Source organism: Bacillus paramobilis (genome assembly GCF_038096195.1).
In the GTDB taxonomy this organism is placed as follows: domain Bacteria; phylum Bacillota; class Bacilli; order Bacillales; family Bacillaceae_G; genus Bacillus_A; species Bacillus_A mobilis.
The window spans coordinates 3,398,586-3,415,182 of the sequence record NZ_CP151108.1; the positions used below are offsets into that span (position 1 = coordinate 3,398,586).

Annotated in this window: 15 protein-coding genes; 2 read left to right on the forward strand and 13 right to left on the reverse strand. The window is 33.5% G+C overall.

Features of this window, described 5'->3' with window-relative positions; all coding sequences use genetic code 11:
• Window positions 1–54: 54 nt before the first annotated feature.
• On the forward strand, window positions 55–1,056 hold the full coding sequence (locus tag AABL52_RS17380; RefSeq protein ID WP_097843399.1) for a S66 family peptidase: 1,002 nt from the start codon (window positions 55–57) through the stop codon (window positions 1,054–1,056).
• An 88-nt stretch (window positions 1,057–1,144) separates the two neighbouring features.
• On the opposite strand, the gene AABL52_RS17385 is transcribed toward AABL52_RS17380, so the two are convergent.
• From AABL52_RS17385 to AABL52_RS17440, 12 genes are all read right to left on the reverse strand, one after another.
• Window positions 1,145–1,591 carry a DUF6376 family protein gene (locus AABL52_RS17385; protein ID WP_000695195.1) on the reverse strand — a complete coding sequence of 149 codons (447 nt, stop codon included), beginning with the start codon at window positions 1,589–1,591 and terminating at the stop codon, window positions 1,145–1,147.
• 89 nt (window positions 1,592–1,680) lie between these two features.
• Window positions 1,681–1,902, reverse strand: a complete 222-nt coding sequence (locus AABL52_RS17390; protein ID WP_000461288.1) for a hypothetical protein — start codon at window positions 1,900–1,902, stop codon at window positions 1,681–1,683.
• Window positions 1,903–2,108: 206 nt separating this feature from the next.
• Entirely contained in the window at window positions 2,109–4,670 is a 2,562-nt protein-coding gene (locus tag AABL52_RS17395) for a glycosyltransferase (RefSeq protein ID WP_341518047.1), read from the reverse strand.
• Window positions 4,671–5,115: 445 nt separating this feature from the next.
• On the reverse strand, window positions 5,116–6,840 hold the full coding sequence (cydC, locus tag AABL52_RS17400; protein ID WP_341518048.1) for a thiol reductant ABC exporter subunit CydC: 1,725 nt from the start codon (window positions 6,838–6,840) through the stop codon (window positions 5,116–5,118).
• Between the two features lie 2 nt (window positions 6,841–6,842).
• On the reverse strand, window positions 6,843–8,558 hold the full coding sequence (gene cydD / locus AABL52_RS17405; RefSeq protein WP_341518049.1) for a thiol reductant ABC exporter subunit CydD: 1,716 nt from the start codon (window positions 8,556–8,558) through the stop codon (window positions 6,843–6,845).
• Complete coding sequence (cydB, locus tag AABL52_RS17410) at window positions 8,558–9,574, reverse strand: cytochrome d ubiquinol oxidase subunit II (protein WP_063261808.1); 1,017 nt, start codon at window positions 9,572–9,574, stop codon at window positions 8,558–8,560. The genes cydD and cydB overlap by 1 nt, the downstream gene beginning before the upstream one ends.
• Window positions 9,561–10,964 carry a cytochrome ubiquinol oxidase subunit I gene (gene cydA / locus AABL52_RS17415; RefSeq protein ID WP_064476356.1) on the reverse strand — a complete coding sequence of 468 codons (1,404 nt, stop codon included), beginning with the start codon at window positions 10,962–10,964 and terminating at the stop codon, window positions 9,561–9,563. Before cydA ends, cydB begins: the two co-directional genes overlap by 14 nt.
• 617 nt (window positions 10,965–11,581) lie before the next feature.
• Window positions 11,582–12,637 carry an LLM class flavin-dependent oxidoreductase gene (locus AABL52_RS17420; protein WP_341518050.1) on the reverse strand — a complete coding sequence of 352 codons (1,056 nt, stop codon included), beginning with the start codon at window positions 12,635–12,637 and terminating at the stop codon, window positions 11,582–11,584.
• Between the two features lie 83 nt (window positions 12,638–12,720).
• Window positions 12,721–13,164: a MarR family winged helix-turn-helix transcriptional regulator gene (locus AABL52_RS17425; RefSeq protein ID WP_327939602.1), complete on the reverse strand. Its 444-nt coding sequence runs from the start codon at window positions 13,162–13,164 to the stop codon at window positions 12,721–12,723.
• 147 nt (window positions 13,165–13,311) lie between these two features.
• Entirely contained in the window at window positions 13,312–13,641 is a 330-nt protein-coding gene (locus AABL52_RS17430) for a carboxymuconolactone decarboxylase family protein (protein ID WP_341518051.1), read from the reverse strand.
• An 11-nt stretch (window positions 13,642–13,652) separates the two neighbouring features.
• The gene (locus tag AABL52_RS17435) at window positions 13,653–14,048 is read right to left on the reverse strand and encodes a tautomerase family protein (RefSeq protein WP_341518052.1); all 396 of its coding nucleotides are present in this window, start codon (window positions 14,046–14,048) and stop codon (window positions 13,653–13,655) included.
• 41 nt (window positions 14,049–14,089) lie between these two features.
• Window positions 14,090–14,629 (reverse strand): DUF4865 family protein, encoded by a 540-nt coding sequence (locus AABL52_RS17440; protein ID WP_341518053.1) that lies wholly within the window; start codon window positions 14,627–14,629, stop codon window positions 14,090–14,092.
• Between the two features lie 120 nt (window positions 14,630–14,749).
• On the opposite strand from AABL52_RS17440, the gene AABL52_RS17445 reads away from it, so the two are divergent.
• Window positions 14,750–15,538, forward strand: a complete 789-nt coding sequence (locus AABL52_RS17445) for a LysR family transcriptional regulator (protein ID WP_097843409.1) — start codon at window positions 14,750–14,752, stop codon at window positions 15,536–15,538.
• 96 nt (window positions 15,539–15,634) lie between these two features.
• Here the strand turns inward: AABL52_RS17445 and AABL52_RS17450 are convergent, their stop codons facing one another.
• Entirely contained in the window at window positions 15,635–16,588 is a 954-nt protein-coding gene (locus AABL52_RS17450) for an ABC transporter permease subunit (protein ID WP_141524191.1), read from the reverse strand.
• Window positions 16,589–16,597: the final 9 nt, after the last annotated feature.

Genomic DNA, 16,597 nt, shown 5'->3' on the forward strand with positions numbered 1-16,597 from the left:
ATATTCAATGTTGCATTATCGTAATTTAACTATTTAATAGAAAGGATTCTTACGATGCTACTTCCAAAAACATTAAAATACGGAGACACAATCGGCATTTATTCGCCCTCTTCACCAGCAACCTACACTTCTCCAAAAAGATTTGAACGAGCGAAATCCTACTTACAACAGAAGGGATTTCACATATTAGAAGGTTCACTAACAGGTCGACATGATTATTATCGTTCTGGTAGTATACAAGAGCGTGCCGAGGAACTGAATGCTTTAATAAGAAATCCTAATGTAGCTTGTATTATGTCAACAATTGGCGGTATGAATTCTAATTCCTTATTGCCCTATATTGATTATGATGCTTTTCAAAATAACCCTAAAATAATGATTGGTTATTCAGATGCAACAGCTTTATTGCTAGGGATTTATGCCAAAACAGGAATTCCTACATTTTATGGTCCGGCACTCGTCCCCTCCTTTGGAGAATTTGAGCCTTTTGTAGATTATACATACAACTATTTTGCAGAAACATTACTACATAATCAAGTGCTTCCTTACAACATAAAACAACCTTTATTTTGGTCAGATGAATTTATTAATTGGGAAGAGAAGACGAAAGAAAAAGAACGTAGACCAAACAATTGGATTTCTGTAACAAACGGACAAGCTACTGGCCGTATTATTGGTGGGAACTTAAATACAATAGAAGGCATTTGGGGTAGCCCTTATATGCCAAGCATTCAAGAAGGTGATATTTTATTTATTGAAGATAGCTCAAAAGATGCAGCTACTATTGAAAGAAGTTTTTCATTACTTAAAATTAACGGTGTATTTGAAAAAGTTTCAGGTATACTTCTTGGAAAACATGAGCAATTTGATGATTGTGGTACGAATCGCAAACCTTACGAAATATTAGTAGAAGTACTGCAAAATCAAAGAATCCCTTTACTTGCTGACTTTGATTGTTGTCATACCCATCCGATGATTACTATGCCGATAGGTGTTCAAGTGAACATGGATGCAACGAATAAAACAATACATATTTTAGAAAAGTGGCAGTTATAAAAATCGCTTATATTATAGGAAGAAAATATTATTAACTTTCCATTAGAAAACATAAAAAAGCTCCGTCCATCACAAACGGAGCTTTTTATTATTGTCCTAAATTTTGAACCTTGTCTTTCAAATCACGAACTTGATCTATCGTCTGCATAAGCTCAGAGTTTTTAAATTGCTCTACATCCACTTTTCCTTCTTCTATCTTCGTCATTGCCGTATCAATTAATGTATTTAACTTTTCGTTATATACGACGATTTGCTGATGAAGATCCTTCGCTACATCAGGCGGTGTTAATTCATTGAAAGCAGGTATATCTTGTTTAATTTCACTAAGCTTCGTTTCTAATTCTTTTCGAGCTTCGCTATCATTCACAGCCTTTTCAGCTAATGCTGGTGCATCATTTGCAAATGTACTTATTTCATTTACATAGTCTGTCGCTTTTTGAGCATAATCTATGGAGTTCTTTCCTTGCTCTACTAGTGAACATCCCATTAAACCAATTGAAACTATACATACTAATAAAATTGATTTGATTTTCATTTTAGACTCCCTTCGTCATTATACTTGTCTGTAATCTTCTTTATCATAACTTCTAGTTAAATCACCTACAACCTTTTTCAAATAGCTATTTAACCGCTCACATGCCCTATTATCGTTACAACATCTATTTCTATATGTACGCTAATAATATCTTCAATTATATCCATATATCCTTGTCCTATAGCTGCTCCATAGTGTAATGTAAGCCCCTTCTTTTCATACACTGACTTTGGCACTGAAAAAATAAATCTCCTCAAGTTTCTTTCATCAGCAGGCTCCATAATTAAAACAATTCCATCCTCTTCAAACATATACACTCGCCCTCCAACTTTACATTCACTATGGCTCAGTATTGCCTTTGTCAGCTAAATTTAAAACCAAAAAATAAGTTGAACATTGCTCTATAATTAAAATAAGAAGCATTAATTCTTGTTTTAAGGTTTAATGCTTCTTCAAAACTTTGATTTAACTGTCCATAATCCGTATTATGCGAATTATTTCAATTCCCCTCAATTCTTCATTTCCGGACAATATAGAGTACATTAGTTTCAGATAAACCAAATTTCCTCGCACTTCTCATTCCTTGTTTTTCAGCTATGTTATACAATTCAACCTTAAATCCTACATTCATTAATCGTTGTATAAATCCTGATTGATTATAAATTCTTACATGTTCTTCATGACCAAAAGCTAATTTTCTCAATTTTGGCGTTAAAATTAATTCATTCTCTATAATAACATCTACATTCATTACGATTGGAGCTTGAATAATTCCCCATCCATTTGTTTTTAATACTCTATATAACTCTCTCATCGCTTTTTCATCATCTTGAACGTACTGTAATACATGACCACATAAAATCACATCAAATGTATCATTTTCATATGGAATTCTAGTAACATCAATTTCCTGCATTAATGGATCCTTCGGTTCAATATCTCCACATACATATGTAATATTTTTAAACTGAGCAAACCAACTTCTTAACTTCGCTTCTGGTGCAATATGAAGCATAGTATCATTTCCACTTAATAAATCCATTTCTCTTTCAATATATACACGATATAACCTTTCACGGTCCATCGAATCACATACCGGACAAATCCCCGTATCTTTATTCCACATCTCGAATTTATATTTTGGAAAAGCGTAATGTTCTGGCCAAGGAGAAAATTTTTCAAATTGTTGATTGCAAAATTGACAATAGCAGACTTCTTTCTCAAATAAAAGATGAACTAACTTATTTAGTTCCTTCTCTATCTTTTCATTATCAATTTGATTTAATTGACTATTATTTACCGCATTCTTAATTATTAACACCGCATTTTCCAAACAATGAGTTAAACATTCTTTATAATCTTGCTCACAATTTAAAAACCCACTATTATATGCATCTAGTATTAATTCATTCCATTCTTCAATTGTCTTTAATGTAAATTGCATTTGTTTTTGATTTTCCTCACTATGTTGTCTAAAATAACTAAGGGGTTCCTCTATATAAACTACTTTCCCTTTCCTCATCATATCTAGCCATGTTGCAATGTCATGAATAGCAGAGTAATCCTTCCCCTTAAAACACCCAAAATCCCCTCCCAAAAATTTTCGATTAAACAGAACTGTTGTAGGCTCACCAACTACATTTTTTAAGTTTTTTAACATATAATCCCCTAATTCTTTCCCTTCAAAAAGTGTAGTTTCTTTGGCAATTTTCATATTCAATGTTGATGGTGGTAATATTTTTCCATTGTCATCAATTAATTCACGATATGACGTCACAAACGAAATGTTTTCTAGACTAAAAAAACAGTTCATCATTCTTTTAATCTTTTCAGGATGAAATAAGTCATCATCTAATAAAAAGTTTATATAATCTCCATTTGCAAGTTCTATACACTTATTAAAGTTCTCTGCTTCTAATCGAGGTTTATTTTTAACATATGTGATACAACCATATTCACTTAAATATGGTTGTATCATCGCTTGAACTTCACCGTTTGTACTATCGTCAGAAATTATTATTTCGATATTTTCATATGTTTGATTCAAAGCACTTTTGAGAGCTAATTCTAAGTAATGAGGTTTATTATAGGCAGGAATCAGTATACTGACTTTCGGTAAATGAGACTTGTTATTCTGATACTGTTTTTTCTTTTCTATATTTATTTCCTTTCGCTTAATTTTTCGGTAATAGTCTAATGTATATAATATTGATGATGGAACTAATTTTTTTGCATAGTCTAGGAAATTAGTTATCGCTTTATATAACTCTTTTTCAGTAGATAAAAAACCATACTTTTCTCCAACTATAATACTATGCGAAAAATCCTCTACTCCATCCATCAGTTTATTAGATTCATTCAACTGTTGACCTGAATGTAATCGGAAGTAACTAAGTGTCTCTGCAATATATACTGCTTTTCCTTTACTTAATAAAGATAACCATGAAGCTATATCTACATTACATAAATACCTTCTCTTATCAAAAATCCCATACGGTTCTTGTAAATCATTTTTACGAAATAAAACTGTTGTCGGTTCTCCAATATAATTTTTTTGATCCACAATTACCCTATTTCCTAATTCTGTTCCCTCTATAATCGTATCCTCTTCAAATAAAAGGACAGTTGAATAAATATGTCGTAGTTCTTTCCCTTTATCATCAATTACTTGACGATGAGATGTTACAAGTTTGATTTCATTATCTAGATCATTGAGAAAATACTTCATCATTTTTTCAATTTTATTCATATGAAATAAATCATCATCCATTAAAAAATTTATATACTCACCGTTGGCTTCATTAAATAACATTAGCGCATTTTCAAATTGTCCGAGAGTTGACCTGTTTTTTATATAAATAATATTTGAATGATCACATAAGTATTTTTGTAACACTTTTTCCGTTTCATCATTCGTGCTATCATCTCCAACAATAATTTCTATATTAGAATATGTTTGTTGTAATACACTACACAATGCTTTTTCAAAGTAGTCAGGACGATTATAAGTAGGAATTAAAACACTTACCAACGGAATTCGCTCTATCGCCTCTTCACTTTTTTCAAAACGATTCCCCATCTTTTCCCCCACCTTTTCGCATATTATTTATATACGCGACATAATATCACATTACTTAAACCGTATGAAACCTTTATACTTTTATGCAAGCCCATAACAAAATATCCTACTTTTCAATCGTAAATATACATATTCAATCATATAAACATTTGATTAGCTTCTTTTTATTCATTTGATTTCTATCATAAAATAATGTAAGGCAAATAAAACGAAACCTTAATTAGAAGATGCTTCTCCATCCCTTCTAATTATCCCCCTCACCAATCGGATTTTTACGTACAATTACTCTCCCGCCTAACTTCCTCTCATCAACCGGATCTTAGGTAGGAGTCTTACTCCCTGCAAATAGCGGGATAAATCTATACCTTAAAAAGAAAATATATTTCTTAACAAAAAATAGCTGCACCATTAGGCGTAGCTATTTTACAATTATTACTTATTCAAACTATATTCCTTTATCTAACTCATAAAGCATACGATACTTCTCGTTTTCTCTCAGAAGTTGTTCATGACTACCTTGCATCACAATTTGACCACGATCAAGGAATATAACTTCATCTACATGTTCAATTCCTACAAGATGGTGCGTAATCCAAATTACTGTCTTTTCTTCCGTTGCAGAAAACATTGTTTCTATTAAAGATAATTCTGTCTTCGGATCTAAGCCGATCGTAGGTTCATCAAGGACAATAATTGGAGCCTCTTGCATGAGCGTTCTAGCAAAAGCAACCCGTTGTCTTTCCCCGCCAGAAAACCTTTTTCCCATTTCATGCATTTTTGTTTGCAATCCATCTGGAAGAGAAGCTATATGCGAAGCTAATTGTGCTTTCTCTAAAGCTGTCCATATCTCTTCATCCGTAGCCTCTGGTTTACCGATTCGTACATTATTTCCAATTGTCGTATCGAATAAATGCGGCTTCTGATTCAATACAGAAATATATTTCGATAAAAGATTCGTATGAGCATGTTCACTATTCAATAAAACTTCACCATGTAACGGGCTTAGCGCACCTGTTAACAATTTTAACAAAGTAGATTTTCCTGTTCCGCTTCTTCCTAAAATGGCGATTTTCTTTCCTGCCTTTATTTGCAGTGATACTTCTTTCAATACAATTTCATTACTATCTGGGTAACTATACGATACATGATTTAATTCAATGTCTATATGTTTTGATGCAACATAACCTTTATCCCCGCGTAATTCCTCTCCATCCTGTAAAACAGCATTACCTTCTACTTGATTTAGACGATGAGCAGATTCTACATATGATGGAATTCGATCGATAGCATCTGAAAGAGGAATAAGCGCGTTTGTAACTGATAACGTCATTAAGACGAAAGCCGCAATAACGGTAGGTGCAATCTGTTCACTTGCCGCCTCATTTCCAGTCCATATGATCATTGAAATAACTACAATCCCCACTACTACTTGAATGATACTGTCCCGAATATGATTCCAGCGTTTCATTCGTTTTTCCGTTTTTAACAACTGAGCATTTTGCTCTACATACTTATCAATGAATTCATTTTTTCTACCACTTGCTTGCCAATCTGATAATCCAAAAACAGCGTCTGTTAGTTGTTGATATAAACGGCTTCTTCCTTGTTTTAAAGTAACATGATGTTGCTTCATTAAAAGTAATGATACAAATGGAAGCAGAAAGACGATAATCGCTAGCATACATGCTGCAATAAGTGCAAACACTACGTCAAATGCACCGATAACAAGTACGAATATGCTATATACAACTAATGCTACTATGCTAGGAAATATTGTACGTAAATATAGGTTTTGCAAATGCTCTATATCTTCGGATAATACACCTAACATATCGCCCGTTTGAAATCGCGAACGGAAAAATAACGCCTGCGGTTCTACTATTCTATATAGTTTCGTTCTCATTTTTTCTAATATGCGTAGTACGACATCGTGTCCAACTAAACGCTCTAAATAATGGAATACCGCTTGTCCTATACTAAACGCACGTGTTGCCACGATAGGAACATATACAGCCATTACATTTTCTGGTCTAAGAGCAGATTTAGAGATTAAATAACCTGAAATGAAAAGTAACATCGCACCTGAACTAACTCCAAGAAGACCAAGGAATATAGTTAAAGTCATTCTACCTTTATTTTGCTGTATATAAGGTTTAATCCAGTTACTCATCTCTATCCCCTCTCTTTCCTGTGAAAATGTAATGCCTCATTCTTTAAAAGTTCTTCATATGTTCCACTTTCTATCATTTCCCCTTTATTTAAAATAAGAATATGATCCATCTGTTTCATCCAGTGAAGACGATGTGTTGCAAGAAATACTAACTTACCTTCAAACAGACGTAACATCGCTTGTTTTATTTCAAATTCAGTTTCAATATCAAGATGTGCTGTAGGCTCGTCTAATAAAATAATTGGCTTTTTGCTTAAAAGTGCACGCGCCATAGCGACACGTTGTTCTTGCCCACCACTAAGCATACGTCCACCTTCTCCAATTCTTTCATACATCCCGTTCGGAAGCGATGTTACGAGTGAACGAAGACCAACTTCATTAATAACTCTTTCCACTTCTTCATCAGTTGTATTTGTTTCATAAAAACAAATGTTATCTTTTAATGAAAGCGGGAAAATATAAGGTTGCTGCGGAATATAAGCAATATTCTTTTGCCACTCTTCACGAGTAGCCCCGTCAATTTCCACACCATTTACAATCATCTTTCCACCTGTAGGAGTTAAAAAACCTGCTAATACGTCGATTAATGTTGATTTTCCTGCTCCACTTTCACCAATCACACCTATAGCGCCGGTGCCTTTCCAAGTAAAATCAATTCCCTCTAATATTGCTTTTGCAGATTCATCACTCTTTACTTTTATATCTTGTAATTTCAAGTTACTGGAGGAATTCCATATTAAATCTACATTTGATTCTTTCTTTCCTATTTCTTTTTGTTGCTGTAAAATCTCTTCTATTTGCTCCATTGCAAGTTGTCCATCTAACGTAGCATGATAATTCGCTCCAACTTGTTTAATCGGCAGAAAATATTCCGGAGCTAAAATTAAAATCGTAAGGGCTGGCAATAGTACAATTGTCCCATCTATTAAACGTATCCCTAATCCGACCGCCACAAATGCGATGGATAAACTCGTAAAGAAATCTAATGCAAAAGAAGAAAGAAAAGCAACTCGCAAAGTACGCATCGTTGCTTTTCTATACCTTTTACTTACTTTTTCAATCTTTCCTTCGTGCTGTTTACTTTTTCCTAAATACTTTAATGTTTCTAATCCTTTTAACGTATCTACAAAATGATTAGAAAGTACTCGATATGACTCATATTGGCTATCTGCCATTTTCTGCGCTGCTAACCCTAGTAGGATCATAAATATAATTACGATAGGAATCGTTACAACTAAAATGATTCCAGACTCAATATCTAACGTAAAAACATATAGTACAATTAGTCCCGGTACGATACTACTTCTAATCATTTTAGGAATTGTTAATTCAATATATGTTTTAAATTTCTCAATACCTTCTATCGATAAGGTAACCAGATGACCTGTTCCAGCAGTTTGAACATACCGTGGACCTAATGTGAAATACGCCTCTATTAATTGTTTTCGCAGTAGCGATCCTGTTTTTTCAGCGAAACGTTCCACTAATATTTGCGATATTCGCACTAGCATGTGACGTACTGCAAACGTGATTCCAAAATAAACCGTTTCATTTAACACAGATTGCACTGTTTCTCCTTGAAATAAAAACGTAATAGCCCGCGCTAAAAACACTGTTTGCACAATAATACTTATAGCTTCTAAAATGCTAATGATTGTTAACACTACATATAAAACTCGGCTACCAGGATACGACGGAAGTCCTCTTTTTCTTTTCATTAGTACTCCAAATCTTTATCTGACTTAACAGGTTGTCTAAACACATAGAAACTCCATATTTGACTTCCCATAACAAATGGCAATATAGCAATTGAAAAATACGTCATCAGTTTTAGTGCATAATCTCCTGATGCTGCATTATAAATTGTTAAATCGTATATTGACCCTAACGAGCTAATTAAGACACGTGGGAACATGCCGGCAAACACACTTGCACTTAGTAAAATGATTGTTAAACTCGTCATAACGAAAGCCCAACCATCTCTTCTTCTTTTATTTAATAATGTTGACGCACATAATGCTACAAAAGCTCCAATCGGAACCATAACCCACTCTGTACCATGACCAGTGAATATATCTGTTTTCCATAACCCTACACCGGCAAAAATAAGAAGTGCTATAATTGCAAGCGGTGCAATTTTCAACGCAGCAATACGTGCACGTTCTCTTAACTTACCAGTTGTACGTATAGTAAGGAATTGCAAGCCGTGAACAATACATAGCAGAAGGAACATAACTCCTCCAAGTAATGCAAATGGATGAAGTAATTGTAAGAATCCACCTACAGCATTTTTCGTCTCATCAATTGGAATACCTACCATAAAGTTAGCAATGGCAACTCCCCAAAGGATAGGCGGTAGCAAACTTCCTAAAAACATACCCCAATCCCAAAAACCTTTCCATTTATGATTATCTATTTTCGCACGGAATTTAAAGGAAACACCTCTAATAATTAAAGCAAGAAGCATAAATACAAACGGAATGTAAAACCCGCTAAATAAAGTTGCATACCAGTGCGGGAATGCTGCGAACATAGCTCCACCTGCACAAACAAGCCATACTTCATTCGCGTGCCAAAATGGACCAATTGTATTTAAGTAAATTCTTTTCTCTAAATCGTTTTCCCCTAAAAACCTTGAAACTATACCTACACCGAAATCGAAACCTTCAAGTACAAAGAAGCCTACGAATAGAACTGCAATAATGATAAACCACAACTCATTAAGAGATAACATACTCATCCTCCTTATCAAATGGATCATGGCTTTGAGAATCCTGTTTCGTTTTCTTATTCTCATGTCCTTTAATGACACGAACGAATAAGTAAATAGTAATTCCACCTATAATTAAATATAGGGATGTGAACGAAACTAAAGAGAATAATACTTCTCCGAACGTAACATTTGGAGATACAGCATCTTCCGTTTTCATAACACCGAAAACTACCCAAGGCTGACGTCCCATTTCAGTCATAATCCATCCTACTGTATTACCGATAAACGGTAGTGCAATTGCATACACCATTAATTTTAAATACCAAGTTTTTTCAGCTAAACGATCTTTTCTTGATAAGAACCATCCGTACGCTCCTAGAAGAAGCATAAATGTTCCACTCATTACCATCGCTCTAAAACTCCAGAACATAGTGTGTACTGGCGGTATATAATCTCCAGGCCCATATTTTTCTTCATATTGTTTTTGAATTTGATTCATTCCTTCTACTTGACCACTAAATTTATCAAATGATAATAGACTTAGCATATAAGGGATTTGAATTTCAAACGAATTTTCTTGCTTCTCTGCATCAATTTTCGCAAATACTGTAAATGGCGCTGGATCCTCACTTGTATTCCATAACGCTTCAGCTGCTGCCATCTTCATTGGATGTGTCTTAATTAATTGTTGTGCTTGCGCATGACCGAAGAATAATACTAGCGCAGTTGTAAGTGTTCCAACAATGATAGAAATGCGGAACGATTTTTTAAACACTTCAGTTTCTTGAGCTTTCGTTATTTTCCATGCACTCACACCTGCAATAAAGAATGCACCAGTTGCAATTGCCGCTGTAATTGTATGCGGGAATTGTACCCATAATTGTGGGTTTTGAATAATCGCTAAGAAATCATTCATTTGTGCACGTCCATCTGCTGCCATTTCATACCCTACTGGCGATTGCATAAATGCACTTGCAGTTAAAATCCAAAATGCTGATAACATTGTTCCAATTGAAAGGAGCCAAATACATAAAAGGTGAACGCGCTTCGGCAATTTATCCTCACCGAATACCCATAAACCTAGGAATGTAGACTCAATGAAAAATGCTAATAAACCTTCAATCGCAAGTGATGGACCAAACACATCACCTACGAAACGTGAATAGGTTGACCAGTTCATACCAAACTGGAATTCTTGTAGAATACCAGTTACTACACCTACCGCAAAGTTTACAAGGAATATTTGTGTCCAAAACTTCGTCATCTTCTTATAAATTTCTTGTCCCTTTACCACATATAACGTTTGCATTAATGCAATGATAAAAGCTAAACCAATAGACAGTGGAACAAAAAAGTAATGGAAAATCGTTGTTGATGCGAATTGTATTCGTGCCAATTCGAGCGTTTCCATACTACAATCACTTCCTTCATAATTTTTTATATCGTATTTTCGATTGAGTTGTATGAATAAAACAACTCAAATCTTAGAAATATAGAAAGATAAATTTGTTTATGTACTTTTAGAAAATATAAATTTTCAGTTTTCAAGATCATTACAAAAGAACTTTCTCATAAAATTTACCTTTTCACTATTTCAGTAGTGTTTTATCCGTTAATCGAATTGTATAATATACCTGCATAGTAAATTCAGCTGATTTTTGACGTATTATTGACATCATTTTGTCTGAAATATGTCTTTTGTCATTTTTTTGAATTAAATTTTTTTCATTAATAAAATGTATTTTTTTAATATAAGACTTACTTTCGTATCAATAAAATAATCGTTTTTCTCTTTATACACTTGACTTTCTTATGAAAAAATGTCCTCTTAATCAATGAAGAAATCAGTTGTTTTTTTGTCAAGAGGAAAATGTATTTTTAAAATTCAAACACACAATATTGTTATTCAAAAATAGAAAATACCCTCCCTCCTTCTAAACTAAAAATTCATTTTTTTGTCATTTTTCCAAACTGAATTCATACACAAAAAAATACCGAGAATCGATTAGACTCTCGGTATTTTTTAAATTATTTCGCTGTATGTTTTCTAACAGCCGGTAAAATTTCAGTAGCAATTAATTCAATATTTTTCTCAATTTTATTACGTGGTACACCACCAAAATCAATTTGTGCCATAAAACGTTGTTGTCCAAACAATTCATATTGGTAAAGCATTTTTTCAATAATTTGTTGCGGGCTACCAACCATTAATGCGTCACGGTAATCTACTGCATTTGTAAATTGTTGCTTCGGATACCCACCACCGCGCAGTGTAAGCATACCAGCATTAATATGAGGATAGTATTCATTAAATGCATCTTGTGAATTTTTTGCTGTATAAAATAAACTCGTTGTTGCAACTGGCAAACTTGCTGGATTAAATCCACTTTGCGCCGCAGCCTCACGGTAGGCATCTACTGATCCTTTAAAATTAATAGCTGGACCACCTAGTGTTGTTATCATCATTGGTACACCCGCACGTCCTGCTTTGATTGCACTAGCTGGTGGGCCACCAACTGCACGCCAAATTGGTAAGCTATTATTTTTAGCTCGCGGAATAACCGATGCATGTGCAAGCGGTGCTCTGAACTGTCCGTTCCATGTTACATGTTCCTCTTTATTAATTTTTAATAAAAGATCCATTTTCTCTTCAAATAACTCTTCATAATCATTTACATCATAACCAAGTAAACTATATCCCCCAATACGAGATCCACGACCAGCCACGATTTCTGCACGTCCATTAGAAATTAAGTCAATTGTAGCAAAATCCTCATATACTCGTACCGGATCAGATGTACTTATTATCGTTGCTGAACTTGCAATTTTTATATTTTTCGTTGCTTGTGCAATAGCCCCTAAAATAACTGTGTGAGCTTGTGTTGTAAAATGCGTTTGATGACTTTCACCGACAGCAAATACATCAAGTCCAGCTTCATCCGCTAACTTAGCTGTTTCAATTAATTCATGAATTCTTTGTTCTGCACTAATTTTCTCTCCGTTATGCGGATTTAAAACATGATCCCCAATCGAATATAATCCAAATTCCATTCCTTTACTTGTATCCATACGGTATTTTTCCATAGTTGCTCTCTCCTTCTATTCAGTCGTATTAACTTTCTACATTCAACCATCATTTGATTAGTCAATTGATATTGTAAAAAAAATTACTCTTGCGGTAATTCTTTTTTTTCACTATGCTTATGCACTTTCGTCATCAGCTCATATAATATTTTCTGCTCTTCTTCATTTAATACATCATCAAAAAACGATGATTGAAATGCAAGTTGCTCTGGCAATGCTCTCTCTAAAGCTGCTTCCCCTTGCTCTGTCAAGCTAATTGTTTTCGTTTTCCAATCTTGTTTTCGCACAATATATCCTTCTTTTTCAAGACGAGTTAACATACGAGAAATACCGCCTTGTGTAACAGTTACCTTTTCAGCTAATTCCATTTGTGTTAGTGGTTGATACGTACGTATTTGCAAAAGCACATCAAATTGAGCTGTCGTTAAATCAAAACGTTTTAAAAACTCATTTGACATCTGATTACTTTGGTTCGTAAATCGTATTACACGTAACCATATTAATGACCCTATCGTGTTATCACGCATATTTGAACACTTCCTATCGTGAATCTTATTATCACTTTACTACGCAAGTGATAATAAAGCAAGAGAAAACGTTAAAAATATCTCATTAGAGTATTGCATAAATAACGATAAGAAAGAATTCATGTTTAAATGAATTCTTTCTTATCGTTATTCTGAACTTTCCATTTCATTCATTGCTATATTTAAAGCAGCTACCGCTTTGGGCCAACCACCATAAAAAGCCATATGTGTTATTAATGCAATCAATTCATTTTCTTTAATTCCATTTTGTTTGGCCAGTCGCAAATGAAATGGTATTTGTTCTGTCTGATTAAGACTAATTAATGCAGCTAATGTACATAAACTTCTTTCTCTCAATGTTAAAGTGGCATCCCGCCACACTTCCTCGAACAATATCTCTTCACTATAATGAGCAAATGCAGGTGCCATTTCTCTCATTTTCTTTTGAATACAATATTCAATGGATTCATTCATCATTTCACTCCCCTTCATTTTACCAATTGTGCCAATCCTTGACCAAACGACCAATTTTCAGCAGATGTCTCATTTAGTGTAATAAAAATGTCTGCACTTTTTATACTAGAACATTCAGAAACCTTCAAGGATATCGACTGATACAGATCCCTTTTCTGTTTTATCGTTCTTCCCGGTCCACATGTAATAGAAACATAAATCATATTCTCTGTTCTCTTTTCTCCTCCTTCCAACAAATAATATGGATTATATAAAAGATGATTTTGCGAGTAAGATAAAAACAGTTGAAAATAATCATTTTCAGGGATGTTAAAACGTTCAATTAATGAAAGATGAATACATTTACCTATCTTTTTCAACTCTTCTTTATTTAATTTATTTTCATGATAATAAACATTCACAAAAGGCATACATTTTCATTCCTTTTTCTTAATTTAACTTCAACAAGTTTTCATCGTGAAATGTGCAAAATCTCATATACTGTAACACTTTTATTCGTTACCATGTCAGGCTTTTCTTCATAAAAACTAAACTGACTATATCTCCATTTATCCGGATTATATACTATTACATTTCCTAAACACTCTTCTACATTCTGATTCATAATGGTAGATTGAGCCCCCAACAATGATTCTCTGTGAGAAATATTACCTATATATTCAACAACATATTTACTTCTCTTAAAGTCATCACTTAGATTAACAACTAATGGAACACCTATATTTATTTGTTGCCACCCAAAAGATTTTAAAATATTATCGTAATACCCTTCAAAGATAAATTTGTTCATTCCTTCATGGCCATTCCAAACATATAAAGGTGCATAACAGTTATAGAAATTCCCATCCTTACCTGTCTCAGTAATTAAATATGCTTTGAAATTCAATTCTTGAAAACCATCAGTTTTATATCCATTATCCTTTACCCTTTTTTTAATAATCTCCATGTCATAATCCTTTGGTAAAATGACCTTATATTGCATTCCAATCATGTTTATCACTCACTTTCAATCTTATATACACAATGATAAACCGATGATTGACTAACGTAAAATAGGTATAAATTATGTTTGATATCATTTATAATGATACCGTATAAGGGGCTGAGATATATGGAAATAAATGATCTTATTATATTCAAAACTGTAGCTAGCGAAGGTTCTATTAGTAAAGCTGCTAAAGAGTTAGGATATGTTCAACCGAACGTAACTGAACGAATCAAAAAATTAGAACTAGAATTAGAAACTCCTTTACTACATAGAGATAATAAAGGCGTTTCCTTATTACCCTCTGGTGACATTTTATTAGACTACACGAATCAAATATTAACTCTTGTAGAGGAAGCGAAAGTTAAAATTAAAACGAGTGGTTCTTCTTATATCATCGCGACGTCACAATCTATTTTGACCAATTATGTAAGCAAGCGTATTAAAGAAAATTTCAGGAATTATCAAATATATGTAGAAAATAGTAGTCATTTGCATAAATTACTGCAACAACAAAAAATTGATATGGTCATTACTTACGAGGATGATCCCGAAGCAACTTTTAAAAAAGTATTTACTACTTCCATTTCTGTAGGCTTATTAAAAGCGAAAAAAACGCCTATCATTGACTATTCAAAGGAACTCTTCTTCGTTAGTAATGATAAAAAATGCCCTTTTAGAAATAAGACGATACAATTTCTAAAAGAAAATAATTTATCTCAAGGTCAACTTCAACAATTAGATTCTTATTCGCTTATGGAAGAGTTTATTCAGGACGGTAAAGGAATAGCCTTTTTACCGATTAAAAATGATAACTTAGTGCCCATTGAAGATGTTCCAATTGAGAAATTAGCTGTTCATTTTTTTACAAATCAAAACTCTTTAAAACAAATACCTAATGAATTATTTGATTAGGATAATATCTTTAAACTAACTAATTACATACACCAATAAAAATCCCTCCTTTACGAATCTAAAAGAGGGATTTTCATATTCTATAGAATTGATTTGTCACACGTTTTGCTCCACTTCTGCACTTTTCTCTTTCTTATTCCGTTTCATATTCTTCAAACTCTTTACCGTTCCAACTAATCCTTTCGGGAAAACTAGCAATACGATAATGTACAATAACCCAAGAATAATTGTCCATCGTTCAAAAATTGGATACGCTGTAGCTAGTTCTGATAAATAGTATTTCAGTGATTCAATAATTCCTGCTCCAGCAATTGCTCCAATTAACGTTCCAACGCCTCCAATCATTGTCATCAATAATGCATTTAATGTCATTTCAATTGAAAATACAGTCGTATTAACAAAACGCAATGTGATAACAAATAAACCACCACTAATCGCAGCTACTACTCCTGCCACAATGCTAGCAATAATTTTATAATGAAGAACTTTATATCCTAGTGCCTCAACACGTTGCTCATTTTGTGAAATTGCTTTTAATACTTTTCCAATTGAAGATTTTGTGAAAAGACGTAACAGAATAAAAATGACAATTAAACATATAAGTGTTACATAATAAAAGGTAAAACGATCACGGAATAAGTCTGGTACACCAAATGTAAAACCGTCTCCTCCATGAGTGAGTCCACGCCATTTTTCAGCAAGTACGAAAAACAACTGTGAAATAGCAAGTGTTAACATTGCATAAAAATGACTTTTCAGTCGTAAAGAAAGCAAACCGATTATATAACTAACAATTGCTGAAATGATAATTGCAGCTACTAGCCCTATAAAAAAGTTCGTTATAGATACTCCTTGCCGATCAAATAAAAGCGCTACGCCATATGCCCCTATTCCAAAGAACATACAATGGCCGAACGATACAATTCCGGTATATCCAAGTAATACATCAAAACTCATTGCAAAAATAGCAAAGATGAAGATTTGAGTGAACAAAATTAACAAGCTCCGTGAATCATTTACGAATGGAAATACACTTAAACAAATGAGCATACATACTCC